This is a genomic window from Colwellia sp. BRX10-9 (assembly GCF_014077405.1).
Lineage (GTDB): Bacteria > Pseudomonadota > Gammaproteobacteria > Enterobacterales > Alteromonadaceae > Colwellia_A.
The window spans coordinates 25,395-50,179 of sequence record NZ_JACGVV010000030.1; the positions used below are offsets into that span (position 1 = coordinate 25,395).

Consider the following 24,785-nt stretch of genomic DNA (forward strand, 5'->3'; position numbering starts at 1 on the left):
ATTGGAGCTATGCATTGAGTAAAAAGTTAATAAAATCAGGTCTTATAGTGAGTTTTATGACCTTGATTTCTCGTGTGCTCGGCTTGGTTCGAGATGTTGTTATTGCGAACATTATTGGTGCAGGTTTAGCGTCTGATGTTTTTTTCTTTGCCAATAAAATTCCCAATTTTCTACGTCGATTATTTGCCGAAGGTGCTTTTGCACAAGCTTTTGTCCCCGTGTTGAGTGAATATCATACCAAAGATGAGGCCGATGGGCTGAGTTTGAAAGAAGGTGAAACACGTAAATTAATCGCTCAAGTTTCAGGCACCTTAGGTGTAATTGTTACCATAGTAACGCTTATTGGCATGATAGCCTCGCCGTTATTTGTGATTTTATTTGGTTTTGGTTGGTTTGTAGATTGGCTTAACGATGGTCCCAAAGCCCAACAGTTTGAGTTAGCCTCATCACTACTAAAAATTACCTTCCCCTATTTATGGTTTGTCAGCTTTACCGCACTTGCCGGCGCGATTTTAAATACTTTTGGTCGATTTGCTGTTTCTTCTTTTACACCCGTTTTACTTAATGTTTGCATTATTGGCTGTGCAATCTACTTGTCACCCTTATTCGACAATCCTGCTTTTGCATTAGCTTGGGGCGTATTTTTAGGGGGCTTAGCTCAGTTCTTATTTCAAATACCTTTTTTAATTAAAGCCGGTGTCTTTGTTAAACCAAAATGGGCTTGGCACGCGAAAGGTGTAAAAAAAATCCGTAAACTTATTGTTCCTGCTTTGTTTGGCGTTTCCGTTACGCAAATTAATTTACTGCTTGATACCCTAATAGCCAGTATCTTAGTCACTGGCTCGATTAGTTGGCTTTATTACGCCGACCGTTTATTAGAATTTCCCTTAGGGTTATTTGGTATTGGTATAGCTACCGTTATTTTGCCCAGTTTAGCTAAATTGCATACTAAGCAAGACAAAGAAGAGTTTAGTGAGACGATTACTTGGGGCTTAAAAATTGTTTCTTTATTTGGCTGGCCCGCACTTGCAGGGTTAATGGTATTAGCTCAGCCGATTATTATGATTTTATTTATGCGTGGTGAGTTTTCTCAAGAAACTGTTTTACAAGTCTCTTATGCCTTATTTGCTTACCTTTCGGGTTTAATCAGCTTTATGTTTATTAAAATATTAGCGCCGGCTTATTACGCACGCCAAGATACCAAAACCCCCGTAAAAATAGGTATTAAAGCGATGGCAGCCAATATGATTTTCAATCTGATGTTGGCACCTTTTTTTGGTTATGTAGGTTTGGCCATCGCGACAGCTATGTCGGCAACACTCAATGCGTTAATGCTTTACCATGGTTTAAAAAGTAATAATATCTTTGCATTGTCTAAAACAACGTGGTGGTTTTTTGCGCGGCTTATCTTTTCTGCAGGGATAATGGCAGTGGTTGTTTTTACGTTATCACCCCCGTTTAAAGTTTGGTTAGCGATGGAAACCACCTTGCAAATTCAACAATTACTTATTTGCATTACTTTAGGTATGCTCAGTTATTTTATTTCTATTGCTGCACTGGGAATTCGAGTGAAAGATTTCAAAGTTAAAGTAACTGAAAAATAAATTGATGAAATTAGCTTCAGGTGCTGATTCTTAAGCCTGAGTGATATATAATTTATCGGTTTTTATTCATTAATGGCGACACTTGTCTACTAATGTCAGTCAAATTTAGGTTTTTTAATTAAATGCAGTTAATACGCGGTATCCACAATATTCAAGCTGAAGATCATGGCTGTGTGTTAACCATAGGCAATTTTGACGGTGTTCATTTAGGACATGCTCGCGTTATAAAGGCTTTAATTGCAAAAGCTAAAGCATTGAATTGTACACCAGCAGTGATGATTTTTGAGCCTCAGCCGCAAGAGTTATTTTCTCCTGAGACGGCTCCTGCAAGATTGACACGTTTAAGAGATAAATATTTTCTTTTGAAAAATTTGGGTGTAGAACGTTTGATTTGTGTTAATTTTCATCGAGAATTTGCCAATAAAAGCGCGTCAGAGTTTATCGAACTTTTATTAGTTCAACAGCTAGGTATTAAACATTTAATTATTGGTGACGATTTCCGCTTTGGAAAGAACCGTTTAGGCAATTTTAGTCTGCTAAAACAAGCCGGTGAAAAATTTGATTTTGCTGTTTCTGATACCGCAAGTTTCAAACTTGAAAATTGTCGGATCAGCAGTACCCAAATACGTAATGCTTTAGAGAATAATCAATTAGCTGACGCAGAAAGAATGCTAGGTCGGGCTTACTCTATTATCGGTCGGGTTTTTCATGGTGATAAGCGAGGCCGAAAACTAGGGTTTCCTACCGCAAATGTTTTATTAAAAAGACGCGTTTCACCTATTTCCGGTGTTTTCGTGGTAAAAGTAAATACGGTTAAAGAATGCTTTTATGGTGTGGCTAATATTGGTTCAAGGCCAACAGTGTCTGGTATTAGGCAACAGCTAGAAGTACATATTTTTAATTTCAATGAAGACATTTATGGTCAAACCATTGAAGTGGTTATGCTAAATAAATTAAGAAATGAAATAAAATTTTCATCACTAGATGAATTAACTAAGCAAATATCACAAGATAGTGAGCAGGCGAAAGCCTTTGTTCAAGATTTATAAATAAACAGATACGTGAGTTAATAGTAAAATTAATATCAAGCCAATGTCGATTTTACTATTAACTTATTAGAGGCTAACCACCAGTTAGCGAATATAACAACGGATAATGATTTAAATGAGTGATTATAAACAAACCCTAAACTTGCCAGCTACTTCTTTCGCGATGAAAGGTAACATGGCAAACCGTGAACCAAACATGCTAAAAGAGTGGGCTGAAAAAGATCTGTACGGCCAAATTCGAGCGGCTAAAAAAGGTAAGAAATCATTTATTTTGCATGACGGTCCTCCGTATGCAAATGGTGATATTCACTTAGGTCATTCTGTTAATAAAATTCTTAAAGATATTATTGTTAAATCAAAAACGTTATCTGACTTTAACGCACCGTTCGTGCCTGGTTGGGATTGCCATGGTTTACCGATTGAATTAATGGTTGAGAAAAAAATTGGTAAGCCAGGTCATAAAGTTTCTGCCAGTGTTTTTCGAGAAAAATGTCGTGAATATGCAGCCAAGCAAGTTATTGGGCAGCGTGAAGACTTTAAACGCTTAGGGATTTTTGCTGATTGGGAAAAACCTTACCTCACTATGGATTTTGGTACTGAAGCCAATATCATACGTGCTTTAGGTAAAATAGCTGAGAATGGTCATTTACATCAAGGGTTCAAACCTGTGCATTGGTGTACTGATTGTGGTTCTTCTTTGGCTGAAGCTGAAGTTGAATACAAAGATAAACAATCGCCAGCGATTGACGTAAAATTCACCGTAGTTGACCAAAGTGTTGCTGATAAGTTTGATCACCCTGAAAATCATCAAGGTGAAGGTGAAGTATCGGTTGTTATTTGGACCACTACACCTTGGACACTTCCGGCTAACCGAGCAGTTTCTGTTAATGCCGACGTTGAATACACTTTAGTACAATGTGAAACCGAGCAGGGCAAAGTACGTTATATTTTAGCGTCGGACCTAGTGACAGCATGTATGGACCGTTTTGGAATTGATAAATATCATGCATTAGGGTTTTGTAAAGGTAGCGATTTAGATTTAGTGCAACTTAAACACCCATTTTATGATTTTACTGTACCAATGATCTTAGGCGAGCATGTAACGACTGACTCTGGTACGGGTTGTGTACATACAGCACCTGGTCATGGTGTTGAAGATTTCGTGGTAGGCAAAATATATAACCTTGAAGTAGCTAACCCTGTTGGCGCTAATGGTGTTTATTTAGAAGATACGCCATTATTTGCTGGCCAACATGTTTTTAAAGCCAATGCCAATGTCGTTGAAACATTGAAAGAACATGGCACTTTAGTACATCACCATGCAATAGAGCATTCTTACCCGCATTGCTGGCGCCACAAAACACCCTTAATTTTTCGTGCAACACCACAATGGTTTATTAGCATGGATAAAAAAGGTTTACGCCAAGATTCATTAAACGAAATTGAAAAAACGCAATGGATCCCTGATTGGGGTCAACGCCGTATCGAATTGATGGTTGAAGGTCGCCCTGACTGGTGTATTTCACGTCAACGTACTTGGGGCGTGCCAATGGCATTATTTATTCATCAAGACTCGGGTGCTTTACATCCACGCAGCATTGAACTGATTGAAACGGTTGCTAAGCGTGTTGAAGAAAAAGGCATTCAAGCATGGTTTGATCTAGACGCTGCTGAGCTTATTGGTGATGACGCTAAAGAATATATTAAAGTACCAGACACCTTAGATGTATGGTTTGACTCTGGAACGACTCATTACTCCGTTGTTAATGCACGTGAAGAATTTGATGGCGTTGCAGATTTATACCTTGAAGGTTCAGATCAACATCGTGGTTGGTTTATGTCGTCAATGATTTCATCGGTAGCGATGAATGGTAAAGCGCCTTATAAGCAAGTACTAACACATGGCTTTACCGTTGATACTAACGGTCACAAAATGTCTAAGTCATTAGGCAATGTTATTACACCAAAAGAAATCACCAGTAAGTTAGGTGCAGACATTTTGCGTTTATGGGTAGCTTCAGTTAACTATACGCAAGAAATTACTGTCTCTGATGAAATCTTTAAGCGTCAAGCCGATGCATACCGTCGTATTCGTAATACCTCGCGCTTTTTATTATCAAACCTTAATGGTTTTGATCCTAAAACTGATTCAGTCGCTTTTGACGATATGGTTGCACTTGACCGTTGGGCTGTTGATAAAGCTGCACAATTGCAAAAAGAAATTGTTAGCGCTTATGATGACTACGAATTTAATGTTGTTGTTCATAAGCTGATGAACTTCTGTACCACAGAATTAGGTGGCTTCTACTTAGATATTATTAAAGACCGTCAATATACAGCGAAAGAAGACAGTACGGCTCGTCGCTCTTGTCAAACCGCTATGTATTTAATCGCTGAAGCGATGACTCGTTGGATGGCCCCTATTTTATCTTTTACTGCACAAGAAATTTGGCAAGCGCTACCGACTCCGTCTGGTGAAACGCGTGACGAATTCGTTTTCACCGGTGTTTGGTTTAATGGTTTGCCTAAGGCAGAAACAAGTAATACTTTAAACAATGATTACTGGAATGAAATTTTACTTGTGCGCACCGAAGTAAACAAAGCACTAGAAAATGCCCGTAAAGAAAAACAAGTGGGTAAAGCGCTTGAAGCAGCGGTTATTTTATATACCAACGCAGAGCTTGCTGAAAAATTACAACAATTAGGCGAAGAACTTCGCTTTGTTTTGATCACCTCTAAAGCTACGGTTGAAGTAGTTGACAGTGCACCAACGGGCGCTTTAGCAACTGAGATTGAAGGCTTATGGTTAACGGTTGCACCAGCAACAGGCACCAAATGTGAGCGTTGTTGGCATGTAACTGAATACATCGGGGAAGATGAAAAACATCCTGAACTTTGTGGACGTTGTATTACCAACGTAGAGGGTGAGGGCGAGAAACGCCAATTCGCCTAAATATTTGTGTATTCTTTGCTATTTCATCCAAGAATTGCAGAAAAGTACTCAGCTAGTTAACTAGGCTGTGTGCTTTAGCTTTATTCTTGAATGAACTAGCTTTGAATAAGCCAATATTTCATCGATTAGTTTTGTTGAAAAGCCTTAGTCAGACATTCACAAAACATGCTAACTATCTCATTAGTTATATAACAACAACTATTAGCACAGTAGAAATATGAAAATTAATAAACTTTTTACAGAAACGGGTTTTAAATGGTTATGGTTAACCGTTTTATTTTTGATTATTGATCAAGTAACCAAGCAACTGGTTGTTAACTCATTTGATTTATATGAGTCGATGAACATTTTACCTTTCTTTGATTTGAGATATGTACAAAACCCAGGTGCAGCCTTTAGCTTTCTTGCCGACCAAGACGGTTGGCAACGTTGGTTCTTTACCATTATTGCTGCTATTGCCAGTGTGGTTTTTTTAGTGTGGTTGGCTAAAACGCCAAAGAATAATGCACTATTAAGTATCGCTTTAGCGTTTATGCTCAGTGGCGCAGTGGGCAACTTAATTGACCGGGCATTATTTGGCTATGTTATCGACTTTTTAGACTTTTATATTGCCGATAATCATTGGCCAGCCTTTAATGTCGCAGACTCTGCTATTTTTATTGGCGCGGCATTGATGATTTTTGATTCCTTTAAAAATGGTGATTCAGCCAAGAAAACTGAAATTACTAAGACAAAAGTAGACGAGAAATAAAATGACAATGTTAATTACTGATAAATCTGAAGTTATCGCTCATATTACCATGAAATTATCTGATGGCTCAGCGGCAGACAGTACCAAAGTAAACAAAAAGCCTGCTAAAATTATTATGGGCGATGCCAGTATTTCTCCTGCCTTTGAAGCGCAATTGTTAGGCCTTGCCGCTGGAGATTCTAAAGAATTTACCCTCGAAGCAAAAGATGCTTTTGGCGAACCTAATCCAGATAATTTCCATTACGTTGATGCAGATAAATTTGGTAGTGACGTACCAGCAGAAGTGGGCAGTATCATTACTTTCACACAACCTGGCAATATAGAGTTACCTGGTATGGTCAAAGAAGTGATCGGTACATCAGTCACTATTGACTTTAATCATCCGCTAGCGGGACAAGCAGTAACATTTGTTATTGACGTTGTTGAAGTTTTATAATCGTTAACTCTTAGGACTTTTAAGTCTTTCAGGAACAAATTATGGAAATTATTTTAGCTAACCCTCGTGGTTTTTGTGCTGGCGTAGACCGAGCGATTAGTATCGTAGACCGCGCGTTAGACTTATTTGGTGCGCCCATTTATGTACGCCACGAAGTAGTACATAACAAGTTTGTTGTTGATGGCTTAAAAGACCGCGGCGCGATATTTGTTGATGAACTTTTTGAAGTTCCTGACGATAATACCGTTATTTTTAGTGCTCATGGCGTCTCTAAAGCGGTACGTCAACAAGCTAAAGACCGTGGTCTAAAAGTATTTGACGCTACTTGTCCATTAGTGACTAAAGTACATATGGAAGTGTCACGTACCAGTCGTAAAAATATTGAGTGCATTCTTATCGGTCACGCTGGACACCCTGAAGTTGAGGGTACGATGGGACAATATGAGAGTGAGCATGGCGGGATTTATTTAGTTGAGTCTGTTGCTGATGTAGCAACACTTGAAGTAAAAGACCCTACTCAATTGTATTATTGTAGCCAAACGACTTTATCCATTGATGATACGTCAGAAGTGATTGACGCGTTGAGAAATAAGTTCGCTTTAATTAAAGGCCCCCGCAAGGACGATATTTGTTATGCAACACAAAATCGTCAAGACGCGGTACGCACTATTTCTGCACAAGTTGATTTACTGTTAGTTGTTGGCGCCAAAAATAGCTCTAACTCTAATCGCTTACGTGAACTCTCTGAGAAGTTGGGCACACCTTCCTACCTGATTGATACTTTTGCCGATATTCAACCACAATGGCTTGAAAATGTTAATAAAATTGGTGTTACTGCCGGAGCTTCTGCACCCGCAATACTTATCCAGCAAGTTATTGACGCACTAAAAGACTTTGGTGGTCAAGAGGTTATCGAATATCCTGGTCGTGAAGAGAACACAGTATTTGCGGTACCTATAGAATTGCGCTAATCTTAAAATATCAGGTTAAGTGGTTGAATGTAATTTTATCCGTTATATGAGTGCTTAAATTTAAAGCATTTTAATAACAATATTCATGACTTAACCTTATTATTCTGAATAGTAACTATGTACATAGGCTATTCAATAATAGATTTTTAAGGTATGAGTTAATGCGGTTCACGTTAGTGATTTTTAACACATATAAGTTCTCAATCGAATTCTTAGCGCTACGCTTAGTTTCGCTTCTCCTCGCCTTTAAAATTCTATTTGGGTCTGTTTTGTGTTTGTCACTTAAAAGTATACTCATCAATGCTGTTTCTTTTATTTATCTCCCATTCACTCTATATTTTAAAGCATTATTTTTCTGGGTAGTCAGCAATTTTTGTCAGTGTATTAAGGAGTCTCATGGGTAACAGCACACTTAGGACGAGTTATCCTAAAAGAAAACCAGCCCAAGTACAAAAGGGCATGACACTAATAGAGGTTTTAGTCGCTTTAGTTATTTTAGTGACGGGTATTTTTGGTGCGGTTGCCATGCAGGCGTCAGCTAAGAAAGGCAGTTTTGATGCGATGCAACGCTCAGTAGCCTCAGCGTTAGCTCAAGATATTATCGAACGAATGCGCAGTAATGATTCTGATATTCTTACTTTAGAGAGTTATCAAGGTGTTTATGGCGCAGCATTGAATACTCCGCCTGACGCTGACGTTAGGTGTAATTCAGTTGCTTCTTTGTGTACAAGTGCACAAATGACCACCAATGATTTGTATGAATGGGAAGTCAAACTTATGGGCGCTGATGTTACTGCTGGTGGTAAAAATACTGGTGGCTTAGTTGGTGCTGTCGGTTGTATTGATCATAATAAAAATGCAGTTACTGTTGTGATCAGCTGGCAGGGCAGAGTCGCAACGGCTGATGGTTATGATGCCGATAACAATAGTTCTGCAGCTGCAACATTGGCCAACGCCTGTGGTACAAGTACCAGTAAACGTCGACAAGTTACGGTTGAAGCTTTTATATATTAAGGCAAGCAAAGCAATCACTGTTAACGTTCATCGTGATGTTAATGCTTCGAATTATAGATAATATTGATTTTGTTTAGTAAGAGATGATAATGGTTAATGCTCAACGAGGTTTTAGTTTAATCGAAATATTTATATCGCTTGCGGTAGGTTTAATGTTGCTGCTAGGCATATTAAGTGTTTTTGTTGGTATGAAAACGACCACTGTTGAGACCACCAGTTATGGAGAGTTACAAGAAAATGGCAGGTATGCGATTAGCTTACTCAGTGATGACTTATTACGACAAAGCTTTTGGGGCGACTTATCAGGAAACCTCGATGTAAGTGGCTTGGTAAGTTCACCTTTACCATCAACAGTTTCTGGTGATTGTATTGGTGAAGGCGTTAATAATGCCAGTTTCCCTGCAGCTATTGGCCATTTTAGAACCTTGTGGGGGAAAACAGTCAACAATGTCAACTTAATGGGCTGTATTACCAATGCTAAAATTGGTTCTGATGTATTGCAATTAAAAAGGGCTGTTTCATCAACGACAGCGCTAGCCGATATTTCTAGTGATAATTACTATATCATTTCAAACCCTAATACGGCTGCGATATTTGCGGGTGGCGCTGCCATACCAACACTAAATTTGGGCCAGATCTGGGAATATCAGCAGCACATTTACTATGTGCGTGAAGACAATCAAGGCACCAATAAAGTGCCGGTTCTAGTGCAAGGTCGATTACAAAATAAAGCTTCGGTGATGAATCTTGATATGGTCGTTGAAGGCATTGAATACATCCGCTTTATGTATGGCGTAGATACGACCAACAACGGTATCGTCAATGCTTTTATTTCTGCAGATAACATGACAACAGCTTACTGGGATAATGAAAGTAATGTACGGATACTTGCCGTTAAGATTTTTGTCTTAGCGCGAAATATCTTGCCTGACAGAGATTATGAAAATCTTAACACTTATCAGCTTGGTGATCTTCCTATCAACTTTATCGATGGTGAAGGTAAAGGGGATAATTATCGACGTTTATTATTTAGCTCTACCATCACACTTTACAATGCGAGGGTCGACTCATGGCCATAAAAGTTATAAGAAACCGTTATTTAATTTGTTCTGGTAATTTAAAACTAGGTCACAAACAAAGCGGTGTTGTGCTAATCGTTTCACTAGTTTTTTTGATTGCTTTAACCGCCGTTGCTGCTGCATTGATGCAAAATACCACCATTGATATGAAAATGTCTGGAGCAAGTGAAGAAAAAGTGGTTGCTACCCAAGAAGCGGTTAGTACTATTGATGAAGTTATTTATAAAGAAGTCACGCAAATAAGTGGAACCAATGCTTTTGCTTCTGAAATCGCCAAATTTCCACTCTCACCCGTAGTGAGTAGTGCAAGTAATACCAGTGCAGAAATTACACTGGCTAATCCGTATAAGATTGCAGCCGATTGCCCCCACTCTCGAGCAGCTTCTTCCGTACAGGTATTTAAGTGTAATGTACTTAAAGTGCAGGTCACTCGACTGTATGGTCGCACCAACAAAAGCACCATAGAAGTTAATTCTGGTGTATCGCAACAACTACTTAATGTGGGGAACTGATCATGAAAAAATTATTATTATGTAGCGCATTGATATTTACATCTCTTGCTGCTTATAGTGAAGATATTGAACTGTATATTGGTGATGCAGCACAGCGTACCGGTAATAAACCACAAGTACTGATTATTTTTGATAATTCTGGCAGCATGAATAGTTTAGAGTCAGTCGATGAACCTTATGATCCTAATACAGTTTACCCCGCGGTTGGAAGCGATAACTCCTTATCAGATAAATTTATTTATTTTACTCGAGGTGGCATTGATGGCTCTTCTTCCCTTGTTCCCGATAGTCCTGGTGAAAGCCGTCGTTTTCTTGATGCTATTAATAGCTGTGCAACTGCCCGTGAACGTTTAGCATCTGTTGGCTTTTATACCGGACACATTCGTGAATATGCCTTTCAAGGAAACTCAGGTAGCTGGCAAGAAATTCCCGATAACAATGGCGCTAATATTGATGTCATTGACTGCGAAGATGATGTTAATTTAGTGCCTGCAAACCCTGAGGTTAATGCAGGTATAAAAACAAATAACGGTTCTGTCGTTGATTTACCCGATGGCTTTCCCATCGATGGTGAGGGTTCGAAACAAAGTCCTGTTTATTATACGGCAAACGCCAATAATTCAAATGTTATTTGGTCGGGTGAGGTTGTTACACTTTATACCGACAACTATTTGCGTTGGGCAAACAGTGAAACGCTTGAACAGGTTAATCGCACCCGTTTAGAAATAGCACAAGATACCGTTACTGATTTAATTGAATCGGCACCTTCTGTTGATTTTGGTTTACAAGTTTTTAATTATAACCATTCTGGCGAATTTGTTCGCGATGGTGGCAGAATTGTTTTTGGTATCCAAGAAATGACCGCAGCAGCTCGCGCTGAATTAGTAAATATTATTGATTTAGATATTGATGGTGAAACGAATACGCCATTATGTGAATCACTTTATGAGGCTTCGCGCTACTTTGCAGGTATGTCAGTAGATTTTGGTGATAATGATTCAAATTATGATGGTAATACTTATCGTGGTAATACACCGCCAAGAGATACCTCTATTGAAGATGAGGGGGTTTATCAATCACCCTTTAATTCATGTACTAATGAAGTTTATGTGATTATGATTACAGATGGTGAGCCGACTAGGGATCTTGCCGCTAACACTTATATTCAAAGCTTACCTGATATCGGCCTACCGTTTAACGTTAACGGTACTAATAACTATTTAGCGGCACTCGCGGGTTGGATGCACACCCATGATTTACATAGCACCTTACCTGATGTGCAATCATCAACACTTTTTACGATTGGGTTTGGCCAAGATGCTATTGATGATGCGGGAGCGTTATTACGTGAAGCTGCAAAATTGGGGGGTGGTCAATATTACCCGGCTAAAGATCCCAGTGCCTTACTGGCTTCACTTCAATCGGCATTAACCAATATTTTGGAAGTGAATACTAGCTTTACAGCTCCTTCGGTTGCCTCAAATAATTTTGATAGAACCGAAACTTTAGATTCAGTTTATTATGCGATGTTCGTTCCTGATCATGGTGCAAGGTGGCAAGGAAATTTAAAAAAACTTAAAGTGACCGATGGCCAACAAGTCGATAGAACGGGTGCTGGTGCTATTGATGATAATGGCAATATTTCAAAAAATGCCAAAACCTTTTGGAGCACAGATACCAATCCAGATGGTAACGATGTTAAAAAAGGTGGCGTAGCTGAAATGTTACGTACTAAATCTACACGCGTTATTGTCAGTGATATTGGGGTTAATGGTGCCTTAATGCTACTAACACGAACGAATGCCGAAACATCCTACGGTGACGAAGCGACGCTAGCAAGTGAATTGGATACTGAAATTGATGACATTGATGGCATGCTCAATTGGGCCAAGGGAATTGACGTTGATGATGAAGACAACGATAGTTCAACCACAGATATCCGTAGTGATGTTTTTGGTGATCCACTGCACTCTAAACCACTAGTTATTAATTATGGTGGTGCAAGTAATGATCAAGATATTCGCATAATCGTTGGCACCAATGCGGGTGTTTTACATATGTTTGACGATAACGGTGAAACGGTTGATGAAAACTGGGCTTTTATGCCTAAAGAATTTTTCTCAAAAATAAAAGCTTTACGTGAAAACTTTACTTCATCAGGTAAATCATACGGCATAGACAGCCCTGCCGTTTCATACTTGCTGGATGTCAATGGTGATGGGTCTATTGATAGTACAAGTGGTGATAAAGCATGGATATTTTTTGGTTTACGTCGTGGCGGTTCTTCATATTATGCTATGGATGTTAGTGACCCCGATACACCTAAGTTATTGTGGCACCTAGATGCAAGCTCACCAGGATTTAGCCATTTAGGACAATCATGGTCGCAACCTAAAATAGGATTTTCAGCGCTTAATATAGAAAATGGTACACCAAAACCTGTACTCTTTTTCGCTGGCGGATATGACACAACTAAAGATAACTTAACCGTTGGTGCAGATGATACCTTAGGCCGAGCTGTTTATATGGTCGATGCAGAAACAGGTGTACTAAAATGGAGTTTAAGCCCTGATGCAACGAGTGCAACTAATACTCAATTTACTGAGATAACTGATAGCGTGCCTTCTAGCCTCGCTATCTTAGACAGTGATTCTGATGGCTTAACCGATCGTCTTTATTTTGGCGATACCGGTGGAAATTTTTGGCGTGTTGATATGCCAGGCAATGCTCCCTTTAGTGGAACATCGCCGTGGACTGCTTTTAAATTAGCTGAGTTGGGTGGAACAACTCATGCGACAGATCGCCGTTTTTTTAGCGAACCTTCAATTGCTAGAACGTATATTTCAGACACGATAGAAACTACATCAGTTGATGCTAATGGTACTAGTTCAACCGTGGTAACAAAACAGGAAAGACCCTACGAAGCGATACTTATTGGGAGTGGCGACCGATCAACACCTGCGGCCAATGATACTGACGATAAATTTTTCATGATTAAAGATGCCAATATTGTAACCACATCATTTGTTGCTTCACCTACCCACCCACAATTGGCAATACCCGCGGCTATTTTAGCGACAGATCTTTATGACTATACAAACAACCCATTTGGCCAGGCATTAACTGCCGACAATCTGCAGACACTTGAAATAAACGTCGGTAATAAAAAAGGTTGGTTTATGGATTTCGTTGGTGATGGTGAGAAAAATACGGCTTCAGCCATTGTTATTAATGGCGTTGCTTACTTCACTTCATTTACGCCTGCCGCGGTCTCTGCTGATCCTAACAGTTGTGAATTAAGTGATGGTTCGGGTATTTTATACGCGGTGGACTTAGCGCTTGGCACGACTGTCTATGACTGGAGAACATGGGAAATAGCGGCCGGTATTCCTGATACTCCTTCAATTATTATAACTAAAGACCCACAAGCGCCTCAAGAACCTTGCGAAGGCGATTGTCCGCCTGATGAAGAGGAAGCAGAAGTCATTGCCACGATAAAACTATTAGCAGGGAAAATTATTCCGTTAGGCGTTAGCCTAGAAACGTCAAGAATTTACCTTTATGTAACGGAGTCAAATTAATGAGAGTGAGTAAAAATAAGCGGCGAGTTAAAGGTTTTACTTTGCTTGAGCTAATGATATCGGTTGCTATAGTGGGTATTCTAGCTTCGATTGCTTATCCGTCATATATTGATAATATTTCAAGGGCAAATCGTAGCGAGGGCCAACGTGAATTGTTGCGCTTAGCAAGTTTGCAAGAGCAGTATTTTATTGATCATCGAGCATACACCACAGATATGAAAAAATTAGGTGCGTCTGCAGACCCTTATATTACAGACTCGGGCTTTTATAGCATTGATGCTGTGGTAGTTGGGGTAACATATACCCTTAAAGCTACGGCGAGAGGTACGCAAGCGACTAATGATTCTTCTTGTTTAACCTTATCGGTAACCGATAGTGGTCAGAAAACAGCAACATCAACCAATTGCTGGGAGTAATATGATGAAATTGTTATTTAAGCATTGCTTAGCGCTCAACTTACTTTTTGTAAGTCTACTTGTTATAAGTATTGATAGCGTGGCAAAGACGACAGACAAATCGACAAAAATTAAGATTAAATGTCATGTTGAACTAATGGGCGGTAACGACATTATTCATTTTGGCATTATTGGTTCTAATAAACTGGCAAAATATCCTGATTGGTTAGTTGGTAAAAAAATAGCGACTGGCTTTTCAAAGCAAAAGCAGCAAGTTCATCAAGTAAAAGAATGTGTAAAATCAAATGATGATTTTTCCAATGCTCTTTCAAAAAAATTAGATGAAAACACTGCTCGTTAAAGAGGAGACTTAGCTGCAAGTAATTTCATTGCCTGAGCGGTCTTCATCAATGCCGTCGCTATCTGTGTCTGAGGTAACGTATGAACGTCCAGAGGTAGTTACTGTAATACCTCTGGACTTGGCCGGGTAGTCTTTTGGACAATATTTAAATGGGCTAGCACTAACGCCACCTGTGATGTTGCCTGTAGGTCTGTATATAATGCTATCTTGGCCGTACTGAAGTTTGTCATTAGTTTTTATTTTAGCCTTTACTGCAACTATTCTTTCGTCAGAGGCGGGTTCATAAGTTTTATCGCCATCTATATCAATAAAAACACTGACTTCGTTTTGCCAATTAGTATCACAACTATTACTTGCATTAAGTGGGCACAAGGTAACCGATTGTTCTGCATTTATGGCGGTATTTCTTGCTGTTAATAGTAGTCTTTGTAAATGAGAAATTTCATTGTCGACGCGTGTTTCAACTAAAAAACTATTGAAGTTTGGTAGCGCTATCGCCATTAACGTTGCCCCAATAGCGATAGTTATCATCAATTCAACGAGTGTAAAGCCCTGTCGCTTGTTGTTTGATTGCAAATAATCATACTTCATAATATAAGCCTTAATTTCTTGTTATACCCATGAGAGCAATTAGTTAGTCTTATGGGGATTACATCATATTCAAAACTGTGTGAGAATATTTCAAGATAATTAAGTTATATCACTTAAGTCACTCTTTCGCTAGGTTGCTGTTATCGATATCAGAGCTTGTTATTATTGAAATGATAATAAGCTCTATACCTTTTAAAAGCGCTTGTTGTCATAGATTAGTGACAGCTAATGATTCGACCGCTACGATTTTCATCGGCTCCATCCATATTTTGGTCGCTCGATAAATAAAACCGCCCAGCGCCTGAAATGATAATTCCTCTTGATTTATTACTGTGTGATTTTGGACAATAGCGGAAAGTACCATTACCTCCCCACACTGCGAGCCGTCCACTGGGTGCGTAAATTAATGCTGTTCTGCCTTGAGCATACTGTAATTTATCGCCTGACTTTATGGCTGATTTTATTTTTATAATCACTTCAGCACTTGAGGCATCAAGCGCTTTGTTCTTATTATCATCATAGAATACAGTCAGCGTTTTATGCCATTCGTTTGAGCACTGATCAGAAGGGGTAAGTGGACAAACAGTAACAAAACGTTCCTGATTAACCGCATGATTTCTTGTTAATAATAATAGGCGATGTAAGGCTGTGATCTCTTTATCAACACGTATTCTTATCCTTAAATCTGCAAACGTAGGAACAGCTATAGCGGTAAGAAAAATTAATATAGCTAGCGTGATTAAGGTTTCAATGAGAGTGAAACCCATTATTTTAAACGATAAGTATGACATAACATTAAGCCGTCCGTTGGCTAGAGTAGATGTATTACTAGGTATAGCTGTTAACGTTAAATTTACAAGTTTAGCGCTTACAAGTTAAAGTTAATCGTAGATTGTTGGAATAGGTAATCGCTTATGTTGGGTTTTTTGATAAGTATTAATGATAAGTGCTTGCACCTCTGCTGCTACTGGTTTGCCTTCCAAGAAATCATCTAACTGCTCATAACTGATACCTAATGCATCTTCGTCAGTTTTTCCCGGATCCAATTCTTCAAGATCCGCGGTTGGAGCTTTATTAATTAATAAGTCTGGCGCACCTAAATTTTCTGCTAATAACCGTACTTGGCGTTTAGATAAACCAAATAAAGGCGCTAAATCACAGGCACCATCGCCCCATTTAGTGAAAAATCCGGTAATGTTTTCTGCTGAATGATCTGTCCCTAAAACAAGTGCGCCAACAATACCGGCAATATGATATTGCGTTACCATTCGGCTTCTAGCTTTGGCATTACCTTTTGAAAAATCGATTTTTGCATCGTCTGCCGATAAGATATTTGCTTGGTTAAGCGCGTTAAGCGTTTCAATGTGAATTCCATTAACGGCATTCAAAATATTGGTTATTACACTATGTGTCGGTTGAATAAAATCCAAAGCGAGCTGCGCATCTTCTTCATCTGCTTGCACGCCATAAGGTAAACGAACCGCAATAAATTGATAGGGTGATGTCGAATTATTATTAGCGATTCTTTCTTCAGCATTGAGCTCATCAATAGCAAGTTGTGCAAGACGTCCACAGGTAGAAGAGTCGACACCGCCACTAATGCCTAGCACTAAATTTTTGAGTCCGGCAGCCTTAAGTGTTTTTTTGATAAATTCAATACGGCGTTTTATCTCAAACACAGCATCTATTTGAGGTAAAACTCTCATTTCATTTATGATCAATTGCGGATCCATTCAACTTCCTTTGATAGTTATTTGATAAGTTAAATTATCCTAGTGTAACGTATACCTGTGATACTTCAATATATAGGTAACCGGTATTGGCTAGTTTGTTCAGTATCTGAAATTTAAATGACTTACAACAAATATAGCGCTTGGGTTTATTTGATATAATTGTGTACAATTCAAAGTATATTTCGCGGTTAATGGATAACAACAATGAAAAAAATAGAAGCAATTATCAAACCATTTAAAATGGATGATGTGCGTGAAGCATTAAGTGAAATTGGCATCACAGGCATGACTGTTTCAGAAGTAAAAGGTTTTGGCCGACAAAAAGGGCACACTGAGCTCTATCGTGGTGCAGAATATATGGTTGATTTCTTACCGAAAGTAAAATTAGAAATTGTTGTCACCACAGAACAAGTTGAGCGTTGTGTTAATGCTATTATAGAAACAGCGCAAACCGGTAAAATTGGTGATGGAAAAATATTTATCACTGATGTTGAGCGGGTGATCAGAATCCGAACGGGTGAAGAAGATGAAGCCGCTATTTAATTTTATCAGTTAATCCCATCATAAAAAAAGCCCATTGAGTATTATATCTCAATGGGCTTTTTATTAATTTAAACCTTATTATTGATAAGGCAAATTTTTATAGCTTCTATTTCAATGCTAATAAACAGTTAAAACTTAACGAGTTAAAAACTTATTATTTGGATAATTTGCTGCTAAGACTTGCTTCGCATTAATTTTTAAATCCATTAAATCTAACTTGTCGTAACACTCAATCATAATCTCTAAGGCTTGTTCCACTTCCTGGCTAGGCGAGAAGTATTCAACAATGTACTTACCACGATTTGCTGCTGAGGCCCAAGCATCACGTTTCATATAAAAACGAGCTACTGTTAATTCATACTTAGCTAAACGTGATTTTATACCAATCATACGTTTGCGTGCATCAGCGGCATATTTGCTTTGTGGTAGCTCAGTCAAAATCGTTTTAAAGTCTTTGAATGCTTCGCGAGCAGCTGTTGGATCTCTGTCTGAACGATCAATGCCTGCTAATTCTTGAAAAAGGTTCTCTTCAGTTGAAATATTGATTAACGCTCGCATGTAATAAACATAATCAAGATTGACATGATCAGGATTTAAACGCAGGAAACGATCCGCCAAAGCAATACCTTGAGCTGAATTACCACTCTTATAATAAGCGTAAATTAAGTCTAATTGCACTTGATGAGAGATAGGACCAAATGGAAAGCGTGAGTCAATTGCTGATAAAATCTGGATAGCTCGTTGATATAAGCCACTATCAAGCGCAGTTCTAGCATCGGTGAACAATGCTTGTGCTGACTTGTCTGGTACTTTTTCAATGTCGGTTTTGTTTGATGATGAACACGCCGCTAGCCCTAATGAAAGCACTAGTATTATCATTTTTATTGTCAAATTTTGCATAGACTTTGTTATCACTACTTTGTTTTAGTTAAAGGTATTAGTTAAATAAATATACGCCCTTTGCAAATTACTTAATGTAATTAATAGAGCAAAGAGGTAAAATAAACACTGGCATTCTAACCTAGCATACTTGCCTTGCACAGCGCTAATTCATAGTAAATTTATAGAGAGTTAAATAGAAATTTTAATGGCTGAAATAATTCAACATACAGATACGGTTCCTGAAACTTGTTTAGGTAAACGATTCGACCAAACATTAGCTGAGATGTTCCCTGAATATTCTCGTTCTCGCATAAAAGAATGGATCTTAGCAGGTCACGTTACTTTAAACGGCGCTATTTTGATAATACCACGCGAGAAAATGTTTGGCGGGGAAGTGATCAAAATATCAACTGAAGTTGAAGGCGACGTGCGATTTGAACCACAAAATATTCCTTTAAATATTGTTTATGAAGATGACGATATTATAGTTATTAATAAACCTGCTGGTTTTGTAGTTCACCCAGGTGCAGGTAATCCTGATGGCACGGTGCTTAATGCTTTATTGTATCATTGCCCACAGCTTGATGTTGTCCCTCGTGCCGGCATCGTCCATAGACTAGATAAAGACACAACGGGTTTGATGGTTATTGCTAAAACAATTGCAGCGCAAACAAACTTAGTCGATGCTATACAAGAGCGTGAAATAACGCGTGAGTATGAAGCGATTGCTAATGGTCTAATGACAGCTGGTGGTATGGTTGATGAACCTATAGGTCGCCATTCAACCAAAAGAACACACATGGCTGTTAGTCCTTTTGGACGTCCATCGGTAACGCATTATCGTGTAATGGAAAAATTCCGTTTACACACACGTTTAAGATTACGTCTTGAAACGGGTCGTACACATCAAATTCGTGTTCATATGGCGCATATAACCCATCCATTGATTGGAGATCCTAATTACGGTGGTCGTCCACGTCCTCCTAAAAATGCGACAGAAGATTTGCGGGATTTACTGCGTAGTTTTAAGCGCCAAGCATTACATGCGGCAATGTTGTCATTATTTCACCCTATAACGGGTGAAGAAATGACTTGGCATGCACCTATTCCAGAGGATATGGTTAATTTAACAAATGTTTTGCGTGAAGATTCGAAAATCAACGCAACAGACGACTATTTATAACAGTCTCTACAATATAGAATGGCCAGTACTAAATGTACTGGCTTTTACTACGACAAGACTCCATCCTCAAAAAAAATCGTTATCCTCTAATCATAGCTATTCTTCAGTATACGGCCAATTTAACTTGGGCGAACATGTTGGTGATGACTTGGTTAATGTCAACAAAAATAGAGCTTCGTTACTCGCATACTTACCGCTTAATACAAAAATTCAATGGCTTGAACAAGTTCATGGTAATAAAGTTGTGACCATAGAATCTTATTCAAAAACGCCTTTAGTAGCTGATGCGATAATCACTCGGCAAAAGAATATTGCTTTAGCCGTGATGACCGCTGATTGTTTACCGATATTATTAACTGCAATAGACGGCAGTGAAATTGCTGCGATCCATGGTGGTTGGAAACCCTTAGCTAAAAATATTATTACCAATACCGTCAATAATATGAAAACAGATAATGAAAATATCATTGCTTGGTTGGGGCCTTGTATTGGTGAATATGCTTTTGAAGTAGGGCAAGAAGTAAAGTGTGCCTTTGAAAGTCAGTCAGAAAAATTTGTATCGGCTTTCACTGCTATAAATGAACCATTAGCGCTGGAAAAACATAAAGGTAAATACCTAGCCAATTTAGCAATGATAGCAAGAATCCAACTAAATACGCTCGGTATTAATAAGGTTCATCATTTAAACCATTGTACCTATTCTAATGAACAGCAGTATTACTCTTATCGACGAGATACCATTACCGGACGAATGGTTTCCATCATTTGTCGAAAATAAGTTTAAAAAACAAACTAAATCTTATTTCAAATCAAAAGCTTTTCATTTTGTTCCTTGAAAAATTTCAATTATATCCTTATCTATAAGGTATAAAAGAATATTTTTCTTTGTTAGGCAGGAGAGCCTCATGCGTTTAGACAGATTAACCCAAGCATTTCAAGTCGCTATTTCAGACGCACAGTCAATAGCATTAGGTCGGGATCATCAATTTATAGAACCCGTGCATATCATGTTAGCGCTATTAAATCAGAACGCGAGTAGCATTATACCCTTATTGAAAAGTGCAGGAATTAATGTTCTTTCACTGCGATCACAAGTCGAGACGGTTATAGAACAACTTGCGCAAGTTTCTGGATCGGGTGGCGACGTACAACTTTCTTCTGCTATGGGGAACTTACTTAACCTCTGCGATAAGTTCGCACAAAAAATGGGTGATAAGTATATATCTTCTGATGTTTTTATCCTTGCCGCTATTGAAGACAAAGGAAAACTAGGCCAAATATTAAAGTCGCTTGGGGCAAGTGAACAACGTGTTCAAGATGCAATATTACATGTGCGTGGCGGTCAAAAAGTTGATGAGCCTAATGCTGAAGATGTTCGACAAGCACTTGATAAATATACGGTGAACCTAACAGAGCTTGCCGAGCAGGGCAAACTAGATCCCGTTATTGGCCGAGATGATGAAATACGTCGCACGATACAAGTTTTACAACGTCGTACGAAAAATAATCCGGTATTAATTGGTCAGCCAGGTGTTGGTAAAACAGCCATCGCCGAAGGGTTAGCACAACGTATCATTAATCATGAAGTTCCTGAAGGGTTAAAAGGTAAGCGGGTATTGTCATTGGATATGGGTGCTTTGGTTGCTGGCGCTAAATATCGTGGTGAATTTGAAGAACGTTTAAAGGCGGTATTGAGTGAGCTAGCCAAAGAAGAAGGGCAAGTCATTTTATTTATTGATGAACTTCATACTATGGTCGGTGCAGGTAAATCTGATGGCGCGATGGATGCTGGAAATATGTTAAAACCAGCACTTGCCCGTGGTGATTTACATTGTGTCGGCGCGACAACATTGGACGAATATCGTCAATATATTGAAAAGGATGCAGCCTTAGAGCGTCGTTTTCAAAAAATATTAATTGAAGAACCTAGTGTTGAAGATACGATTGCCATATTGCGCGGTTTAAAAGAGCGTTACGAACTTCATCATAGTGTTGATATTACCGATCCAGCCATAGTTGCCGCTGCTACTTTGTCACATCGTTATATCAGTGATAGACAATTACCTGATAAAGCGATTGATCTTATCGATGAAGCGGCTTCTAGTATTCGTATGCAAATAGATTCTAAGCCAGAAGACTTAGACCGATTAGAGCGGCGTATCATTCAACTGAAATTAGAACAACGGGCATTAGAGAAAGATTCAGATGAGGCTTCTAAAAAACGTTTAGGACTTATCTCATTGGATCTGAGCGTTTGTCAGACTAATTTTGATGAGTTAGATGAAATTTGGAAAACCGAAAAGGCTGCTTTACATGGTACACAGGCTATTAAAACAGATCTAGAACAAGCTCGACTTGACTTAGAGGCTGCCCGACGATTGGGCGATCTTAACCAAATGTCAGAATTACAATATGGCAAAATACCGGAATTAGAAAAACAACTCGACTTAGCAAGCCAAGCAGAAATGCAAGAAATGACGTTATTAAAAAATAAAGTCACTGAAGTTGAAATTGCAGATGTATTAAGTCGAGCAACGGGTATTCCTGTTTCTAAGATGCTTGAAGAAGAATGCGATAAGTTACTGCAAATGGAGGATAACTTGCATCAGCGTGTAATAGGACAAAACGAAGCGGTTATCAGTGTTTCGAATGCTATCCGACGTTCAAGAGCTGGGCTTGCCGATCCAAGCCAGCCGATAGGATCGTTTTTATTTTTAGGTCCTACTGGTGTGGGTAAAACCGAACTTACGAAAGCATTAGCCCATTATCTTTTTGACAGTGAAGATGCACTTATTCGTGTCGATATGTCTGAATTTATGGAAAAACATTCAGTTTCTCGATTAGTGGGGGCTCCTCCCGGATATGTAGGGTATGAAGAAGGGGGCTATTTAACTGAAGCTGTTCGACGCAAACCTTATTCTGTTATTCTTCTTGATGAAATTGAAAAAGCGCACAGTGATGTTTTTAATATATTATTACAAGTGCTCGATGATGGACGTTTAACGGATGGTCAAGGGCGAACTGTTGATTTTAAAAACACTGTTATCATTATGACTTCTAATATTGGCTCTGATCACATTCAAAAATTTGCTGATGACGGTCAGTATGAAGAAATGAAATCTAAGGTAATGTCAGAAGTGAGTTTACATTTTAAGCCTGAGTTTATTAATCGCATTGATGAAACAGTTGTTTTTCATCCATTAATATCACAACAGATAGAAAAAATAGCAGCAATACAAATTGACGGTCTAAGAGATCGTTTAGCAGACCAAGATATTAAGCTATCAATTAGCCAAGAAGCACTTGCGCTGATTTCTTTGGCTGGATTTGATCCCCTATTTGGAGCAAGACCGTTGAAAAGGGTAATTAGACAAAAAATTGAAAACCCATTAGCTCAGAAAATATTGTCAGGAGCCTTTAAAAACAAGGCAGAGATAAGTATTGAAGTCAGTGACGGTGAATTAGTTTTTACGCACTAACTAATTTGTATCATGGCATTTCACTTAAAGACGCACAGTAAACTTCTGTGCGTTTTTGGTTTATCGCTAATTGCTGTTGTTTCTCTGTTTTTGTTAATATCTGTTTACTACCTTTTTCATCCGTATATTGGACCTTATCAAAAGCCATTAACATGGCAATATTTTCTTGTGCCTCTAGACATTTTTCAGGTCTGTTTATAGTCGCCGTGAGGTTATCTTGATTTTGTTGAGAGATCACATCGTCATCAGAAACTAGCGGGTTGGTAATAATGTCTGCGCGACTAGTTACACTTGACTGATTAGACACTAAAAATTGGGTGTACTCATCACCAACAGGTTGATGCTGACTAAAATGAACAACATTGTTTTCATCTACCCAACGATAGACCATTAGTTCACTCGCCGAACAAAAGCCAAAATAAAATATCAGCCCAAATAACAGAATACGAAAACTCATTGGTCACCTATTAACTATAGAAAAAAAAATCCTAATACTTTATATAACAATACAATTGGGACTTTACAAATTATAACGAGGAATTATTATGCTATTACTCTCTAATATACCCATGATAGTTTTTTATGTTAGATTTGATTAACTATACCTATATATTTTTAAACAAGCGTTGTAACAATAATGAATGATAAAAAAACAAATACCAGTACTCCTTCGAAAGGTATTTACCTATTACCTAACCTATTAACAACCGCAGGACTTTTTTCTGGTTTTTTTGCCATAGTTTCCTCAATGAATGGTCATTTTATTAGTGCAGCTGTAGCAATATTCATTGCCATGATATTTGATGGTTTAGATGGGCGCGTTGCTCGGATGACAAATACACAAAGTGAATTTGGTGCCGAATATGACAGTATGGCTGATATGGTCTCTTTTGGTATAGCCCCCGGACTTGTCGCTTATAATTGGGCGTTATCGAGTTACGGAAAATTTGGTTGGTTAGCCGCTTTTGTCTTTGTTGCCTGTGCAGCACTTCGTTTAGCACGTTTTAATACGCAGGTTGGTATTGCTGATGCACGCTTTTTCCAAGGTTTAGCAAGCCCCGCGGCCGCGGCAGTTATTGCCAGTTTGGTCTGGGTTGGTGCAGAATATCAAATAAATGGCCAAGACTATGGCATTGTTGTTGGCATTATTACTATGCTTGCAGGATTATTGATGGTCAGTAACTTTCGTTACAACAGTTTTAAAGAAGTCGATTGGAAGGGGAAAGTTAATTTTTTTGTGGTTTTGCTCATTGTACTCGCCTTTGTCATTATCGCTTCTAGCCCAGAGAATGTTTTACTTATCGTATTTGGCTTCTATGCTTGCTCGGGGCCGTTTACGACTATCCGCTCTGTTAATAAGTTAAAATTAGAAGATGTCGTCGGTGATGACAAAGATGAAGACTTTAATACGGTTGATAACTCGAAAGATAAATAACAGCAGTAATTAACTATCTGTAGCACCAGCTTTGTGAGCAAAAGGCATTAGTTGTTTGATTAAACCACAATAAAAATACAGTTTGTACGTTAATCGAGCGAATAAGCATTTATTTCAAAGTTATTACAAAAAAGGGTTGACGCCCAGCGAGAAATGTCTAGAATGCGCTCCAGTTCCAAGGGGTTCAGTCAAAACGAACCACGAAAGAGCTGTTTTGATAAGTTATCTACATC

The 24,785-nt window shown here is 38.6% G+C and carries 22 protein-coding genes; 17 read left to right on the forward strand and 5 right to left on the reverse strand.

All coding sequences use genetic code 11. The features are described from left to right. Window positions 1–14 precede the first annotated feature (14 nt). The 12 genes from murJ to H4J69_RS15455 all read left to right on the forward strand — a co-directional run bounded on the left by murJ (window position 15) and on the right by H4J69_RS15455 (window position 14,706). Complete coding sequence (gene murJ / locus H4J69_RS15400) at window positions 15–1,604, forward strand: murein biosynthesis integral membrane protein MurJ (RefSeq protein ID WP_182231051.1); 1,590 nt, start codon at window positions 15–17, stop codon at window positions 1,602–1,604. A 122-nt stretch (window positions 1,605–1,726) separates the two neighbouring features. Continuing rightward, complete coding sequence (gene ribF, locus H4J69_RS15405) at window positions 1,727–2,653, forward strand: bifunctional riboflavin kinase/FAD synthetase (protein ID WP_182231050.1); 927 nt, start codon at window positions 1,727–1,729, stop codon at window positions 2,651–2,653. Between the two features lie 115 nt (window positions 2,654–2,768). Next, window positions 2,769–5,606, forward strand: coding sequence for an isoleucine--tRNA ligase (gene ileS / locus H4J69_RS15410; protein WP_182244761.1), 2,838 nt, complete (start codon window positions 2,769–2,771; stop codon window positions 5,604–5,606). 217 nt (window positions 5,607–5,823) lie between these two features. Continuing rightward, the gene (lspA, locus tag H4J69_RS15415; RefSeq protein WP_182216965.1) at window positions 5,824–6,357 is read left to right on the forward strand and encodes a signal peptidase II; all 534 of its coding nucleotides are present in this window, start codon (window positions 5,824–5,826) and stop codon (window positions 6,355–6,357) included. 1 nt (window position 6,358) lies between these two features. After that, on the forward strand, window positions 6,359–6,793 hold the full coding sequence (gene fkpB / locus H4J69_RS15420) for an FKBP-type peptidyl-prolyl cis-trans isomerase (protein ID WP_070374483.1): 435 nt from the start codon (window positions 6,359–6,361) through the stop codon (window positions 6,791–6,793). A gap of 41 nt (window positions 6,794–6,834) precedes the next feature. After that, window positions 6,835–7,764, forward strand: coding sequence for a 4-hydroxy-3-methylbut-2-enyl diphosphate reductase (gene ispH / locus H4J69_RS15425; protein ID WP_182216966.1), 930 nt, complete (start codon window positions 6,835–6,837; stop codon window positions 7,762–7,764). Window positions 7,765–8,160: 396 nt separating this feature from the next. After that, window positions 8,161–8,778 (forward strand): type IV pilus modification protein PilV, encoded by a 618-nt coding sequence (gene pilV / locus H4J69_RS15430; RefSeq protein ID WP_182216967.1) that lies wholly within the window; start codon window positions 8,161–8,163, stop codon window positions 8,776–8,778. Window positions 8,779–8,867: 89 nt separating this feature from the next. Continuing rightward, the gene (locus H4J69_RS15435) at window positions 8,868–9,857 is read left to right on the forward strand and encodes a PilW family protein (RefSeq protein WP_182241585.1); all 990 of its coding nucleotides are present in this window, start codon (window positions 8,868–8,870) and stop codon (window positions 9,855–9,857) included. Further along, window positions 9,848–10,369 (forward strand): PilX N-terminal domain-containing pilus assembly protein, encoded by a 522-nt coding sequence (locus tag H4J69_RS15440; RefSeq protein ID WP_182222735.1) that lies wholly within the window; start codon window positions 9,848–9,850, stop codon window positions 10,367–10,369. Before H4J69_RS15435 ends, H4J69_RS15440 begins: the two co-directional genes overlap by 10 nt. A gap of 2 nt (window positions 10,370–10,371) precedes the next feature. Continuing rightward, window positions 10,372–13,950: a pilus assembly protein gene (locus H4J69_RS15445; protein WP_182244762.1), complete on the forward strand. Its 3,579-nt coding sequence runs from the start codon at window positions 10,372–10,374 to the stop codon at window positions 13,948–13,950. After that, complete coding sequence (locus H4J69_RS15450; RefSeq protein WP_182216971.1) at window positions 13,950–14,366, forward strand: type IV pilin protein; 417 nt, start codon at window positions 13,950–13,952, stop codon at window positions 14,364–14,366. Before H4J69_RS15445 ends, H4J69_RS15450 begins: the two co-directional genes overlap by 1 nt. A 1-nt stretch (window position 14,367) precedes the next feature. Continuing rightward, on the forward strand, window positions 14,368–14,706 hold the full coding sequence (locus H4J69_RS15455; protein WP_182216972.1) for a TapY2 family type IVa secretion system protein: 339 nt from the start codon (window positions 14,368–14,370) through the stop codon (window positions 14,704–14,706). Between the two features lie 9 nt (window positions 14,707–14,715). On the opposite strand, the gene H4J69_RS15460 is transcribed toward H4J69_RS15455, so the two are convergent. The 3 genes from H4J69_RS15460 to nadE all read right to left on the reverse strand — a co-directional run bounded on the left by H4J69_RS15460 (window position 14,716) and on the right by nadE (window position 17,030). After that, entirely contained in the window at window positions 14,716–15,297 is a 582-nt protein-coding gene (locus H4J69_RS15460) for a GspH/FimT family pseudopilin (RefSeq protein ID WP_182216990.1), read from the reverse strand. Window positions 15,298–15,512: 215 nt separating this feature from the next. Beyond that, window positions 15,513–16,088, reverse strand: a complete 576-nt coding sequence (locus H4J69_RS15465; RefSeq protein WP_182216973.1) for a GspH/FimT family pseudopilin — start codon at window positions 16,086–16,088, stop codon at window positions 15,513–15,515. 90 nt (window positions 16,089–16,178) lie between these two features. Then, a complete protein-coding gene (gene nadE / locus H4J69_RS15470; RefSeq protein ID WP_182244764.1) occupies window positions 16,179–17,030 on the reverse strand; it encodes an ammonia-dependent NAD(+) synthetase in 852 nt (283 codons plus the stop codon). 204 nt (window positions 17,031–17,234) lie between these two features. On the opposite strand from nadE, the gene glnB reads away from it, so the two are divergent. Beyond that, window positions 17,235–17,573: a nitrogen regulatory protein P-II gene (gene glnB / locus H4J69_RS15475; protein ID WP_070374471.1), complete on the forward strand. Its 339-nt coding sequence runs from the start codon at window positions 17,235–17,237 to the stop codon at window positions 17,571–17,573. A gap of 135 nt (window positions 17,574–17,708) precedes the next feature. On the opposite strand, the gene H4J69_RS15480 is transcribed toward glnB, so the two are convergent. Continuing rightward, the gene (locus tag H4J69_RS15480; RefSeq protein ID WP_070374470.1) at window positions 17,709–18,473 is read right to left on the reverse strand and encodes an outer membrane protein assembly factor BamD; all 765 of its coding nucleotides are present in this window, start codon (window positions 18,471–18,473) and stop codon (window positions 17,709–17,711) included. Window positions 18,474–18,660: 187 nt separating this feature from the next. Here H4J69_RS15480 and rluD point away from each other — a divergent pair, with 187 nt between their 5' ends. The 3 genes from rluD (at window position 18,661) to clpB (ending at window position 23,117) form a co-directional block, all read left to right on the forward strand. After that, window positions 18,661–19,638, forward strand: coding sequence for a 23S rRNA pseudouridine(1911/1915/1917) synthase RluD (gene rluD / locus H4J69_RS15485; RefSeq protein WP_182216975.1), 978 nt, complete (start codon window positions 18,661–18,663; stop codon window positions 19,636–19,638). Then, a complete protein-coding gene (gene pgeF, locus H4J69_RS15490) occupies window positions 19,589–20,416 on the forward strand; it encodes a peptidoglycan editing factor PgeF (protein ID WP_259366445.1) in 828 nt (275 codons plus the stop codon). Before rluD ends, pgeF begins: the two co-directional genes overlap by 50 nt. Window positions 20,417–20,543: 127 nt before the next feature. After that, the gene (gene clpB, locus H4J69_RS15495; RefSeq protein ID WP_182216978.1) at window positions 20,544–23,117 is read left to right on the forward strand and encodes an ATP-dependent chaperone ClpB; all 2,574 of its coding nucleotides are present in this window, start codon (window positions 20,544–20,546) and stop codon (window positions 23,115–23,117) included. A gap of 10 nt (window positions 23,118–23,127) precedes the next feature. On the opposite strand, the gene H4J69_RS15500 is transcribed toward clpB, so the two are convergent. After that, window positions 23,128–23,574 (reverse strand): DUF4124 domain-containing protein, encoded by a 447-nt coding sequence (locus H4J69_RS15500; protein WP_182216980.1) that lies wholly within the window; start codon window positions 23,572–23,574, stop codon window positions 23,128–23,130. 180 nt (window positions 23,575–23,754) lie between these two features. On the opposite strand from H4J69_RS15500, the gene pssA reads away from it, so the two are divergent. Further along, the gene (gene pssA / locus H4J69_RS15505; protein WP_182216982.1) at window positions 23,755–24,552 is read left to right on the forward strand and encodes a CDP-diacylglycerol--serine O-phosphatidyltransferase; all 798 of its coding nucleotides are present in this window, start codon (window positions 23,755–23,757) and stop codon (window positions 24,550–24,552) included. Window positions 24,553–24,785 lie beyond the last annotated feature (233 nt).

Excerpts from the sequence above, each read along its gene's own strand:
- ribF (WP_182231050.1), top strand. The coding sequence starts at position 1,727 with ATGCAGTTAATACGCGGTATCCACAATATTCAAGCTGAAGATCATGGC.
- ileS (WP_182244761.1), top strand. The coding sequence starts at position 2,769 with ATGAGTGATTATAAACAAACCCTAAACTTGCCAGCTACTTCTTTCGCG.
- lspA (WP_182216965.1), top strand. The coding sequence starts at position 5,824 with ATGAAAATTAATAAACTTTTTACAGAAACGGGTTTTAAATGGTTATGG.
- fkpB (WP_070374483.1), top strand. The coding sequence starts at position 6,359 with ATGACAATGTTAATTACTGATAAATCTGAAGTTATCGCTCATATTACC.
- ispH (WP_182216966.1), top strand. The coding sequence starts at position 6,835 with ATGGAAATTATTTTAGCTAACCCTCGTGGTTTTTGTGCTGGCGTAGAC.
- pilV (WP_182216967.1), top strand. The coding sequence starts at position 8,161 with ATGGGTAACAGCACACTTAGGACGAGTTATCCTAAAAGAAAACCAGCC.
- H4J69_RS15435 (WP_182241585.1), top strand. The coding sequence starts at position 8,868 with ATGGTTAATGCTCAACGAGGTTTTAGTTTAATCGAAATATTTATATCG.
- H4J69_RS15440 (WP_182222735.1), top strand. The coding sequence starts at position 9,848 with ATGGCCATAAAAGTTATAAGAAACCGTTATTTAATTTGTTCTGGTAAT.
- H4J69_RS15445 (WP_182244762.1), top strand. The coding sequence starts at position 10,372 with ATGAAAAAATTATTATTATGTAGCGCATTGATATTTACATCTCTTGCT.
- H4J69_RS15450 (WP_182216971.1), top strand. The coding sequence starts at position 13,950 with ATGAGAGTGAGTAAAAATAAGCGGCGAGTTAAAGGTTTTACTTTGCTT.
- H4J69_RS15455 (WP_182216972.1), top strand. The coding sequence starts at position 14,368 with ATGATGAAATTGTTATTTAAGCATTGCTTAGCGCTCAACTTACTTTTT.
- H4J69_RS15460 (WP_182216990.1), bottom strand. The coding sequence starts at position 15,297 with ATGAAGTATGATTATTTGCAATCAAACAACAAGCGACAGGGCTTTACA.
- H4J69_RS15465 (WP_182216973.1), bottom strand. The coding sequence starts at position 16,088 with ATGTCATACTTATCGTTTAAAATAATGGGTTTCACTCTCATTGAAACC.
- nadE (WP_182244764.1), bottom strand. The coding sequence starts at position 17,030 with ATGGATCCGCAATTGATCATAAATGAAATGAGAGTTTTACCTCAAATA.
- glnB (WP_070374471.1), top strand. The coding sequence starts at position 17,235 with ATGAAAAAAATAGAAGCAATTATCAAACCATTTAAAATGGATGATGTG.
- H4J69_RS15480 (WP_070374470.1), bottom strand. The coding sequence starts at position 18,473 with ATGCAAAATTTGACAATAAAAATGATAATACTAGTGCTTTCATTAGGG.
- rluD (WP_182216975.1), top strand. The coding sequence starts at position 18,661 with ATGGCTGAAATAATTCAACATACAGATACGGTTCCTGAAACTTGTTTA.
- pgeF (WP_259366445.1), top strand. The coding sequence starts at position 19,589 with ATGTTTTGCGTGAAGATTCGAAAATCAACGCAACAGACGACTATTTAT.
- clpB (WP_182216978.1), top strand. The coding sequence starts at position 20,544 with ATGCGTTTAGACAGATTAACCCAAGCATTTCAAGTCGCTATTTCAGAC.
- H4J69_RS15500 (WP_182216980.1), bottom strand. The coding sequence starts at position 23,574 with ATGAGTTTTCGTATTCTGTTATTTGGGCTGATATTTTATTTTGGCTTT.
- pssA (WP_182216982.1), top strand. The coding sequence starts at position 23,755 with ATGAATGATAAAAAAACAAATACCAGTACTCCTTCGAAAGGTATTTAC.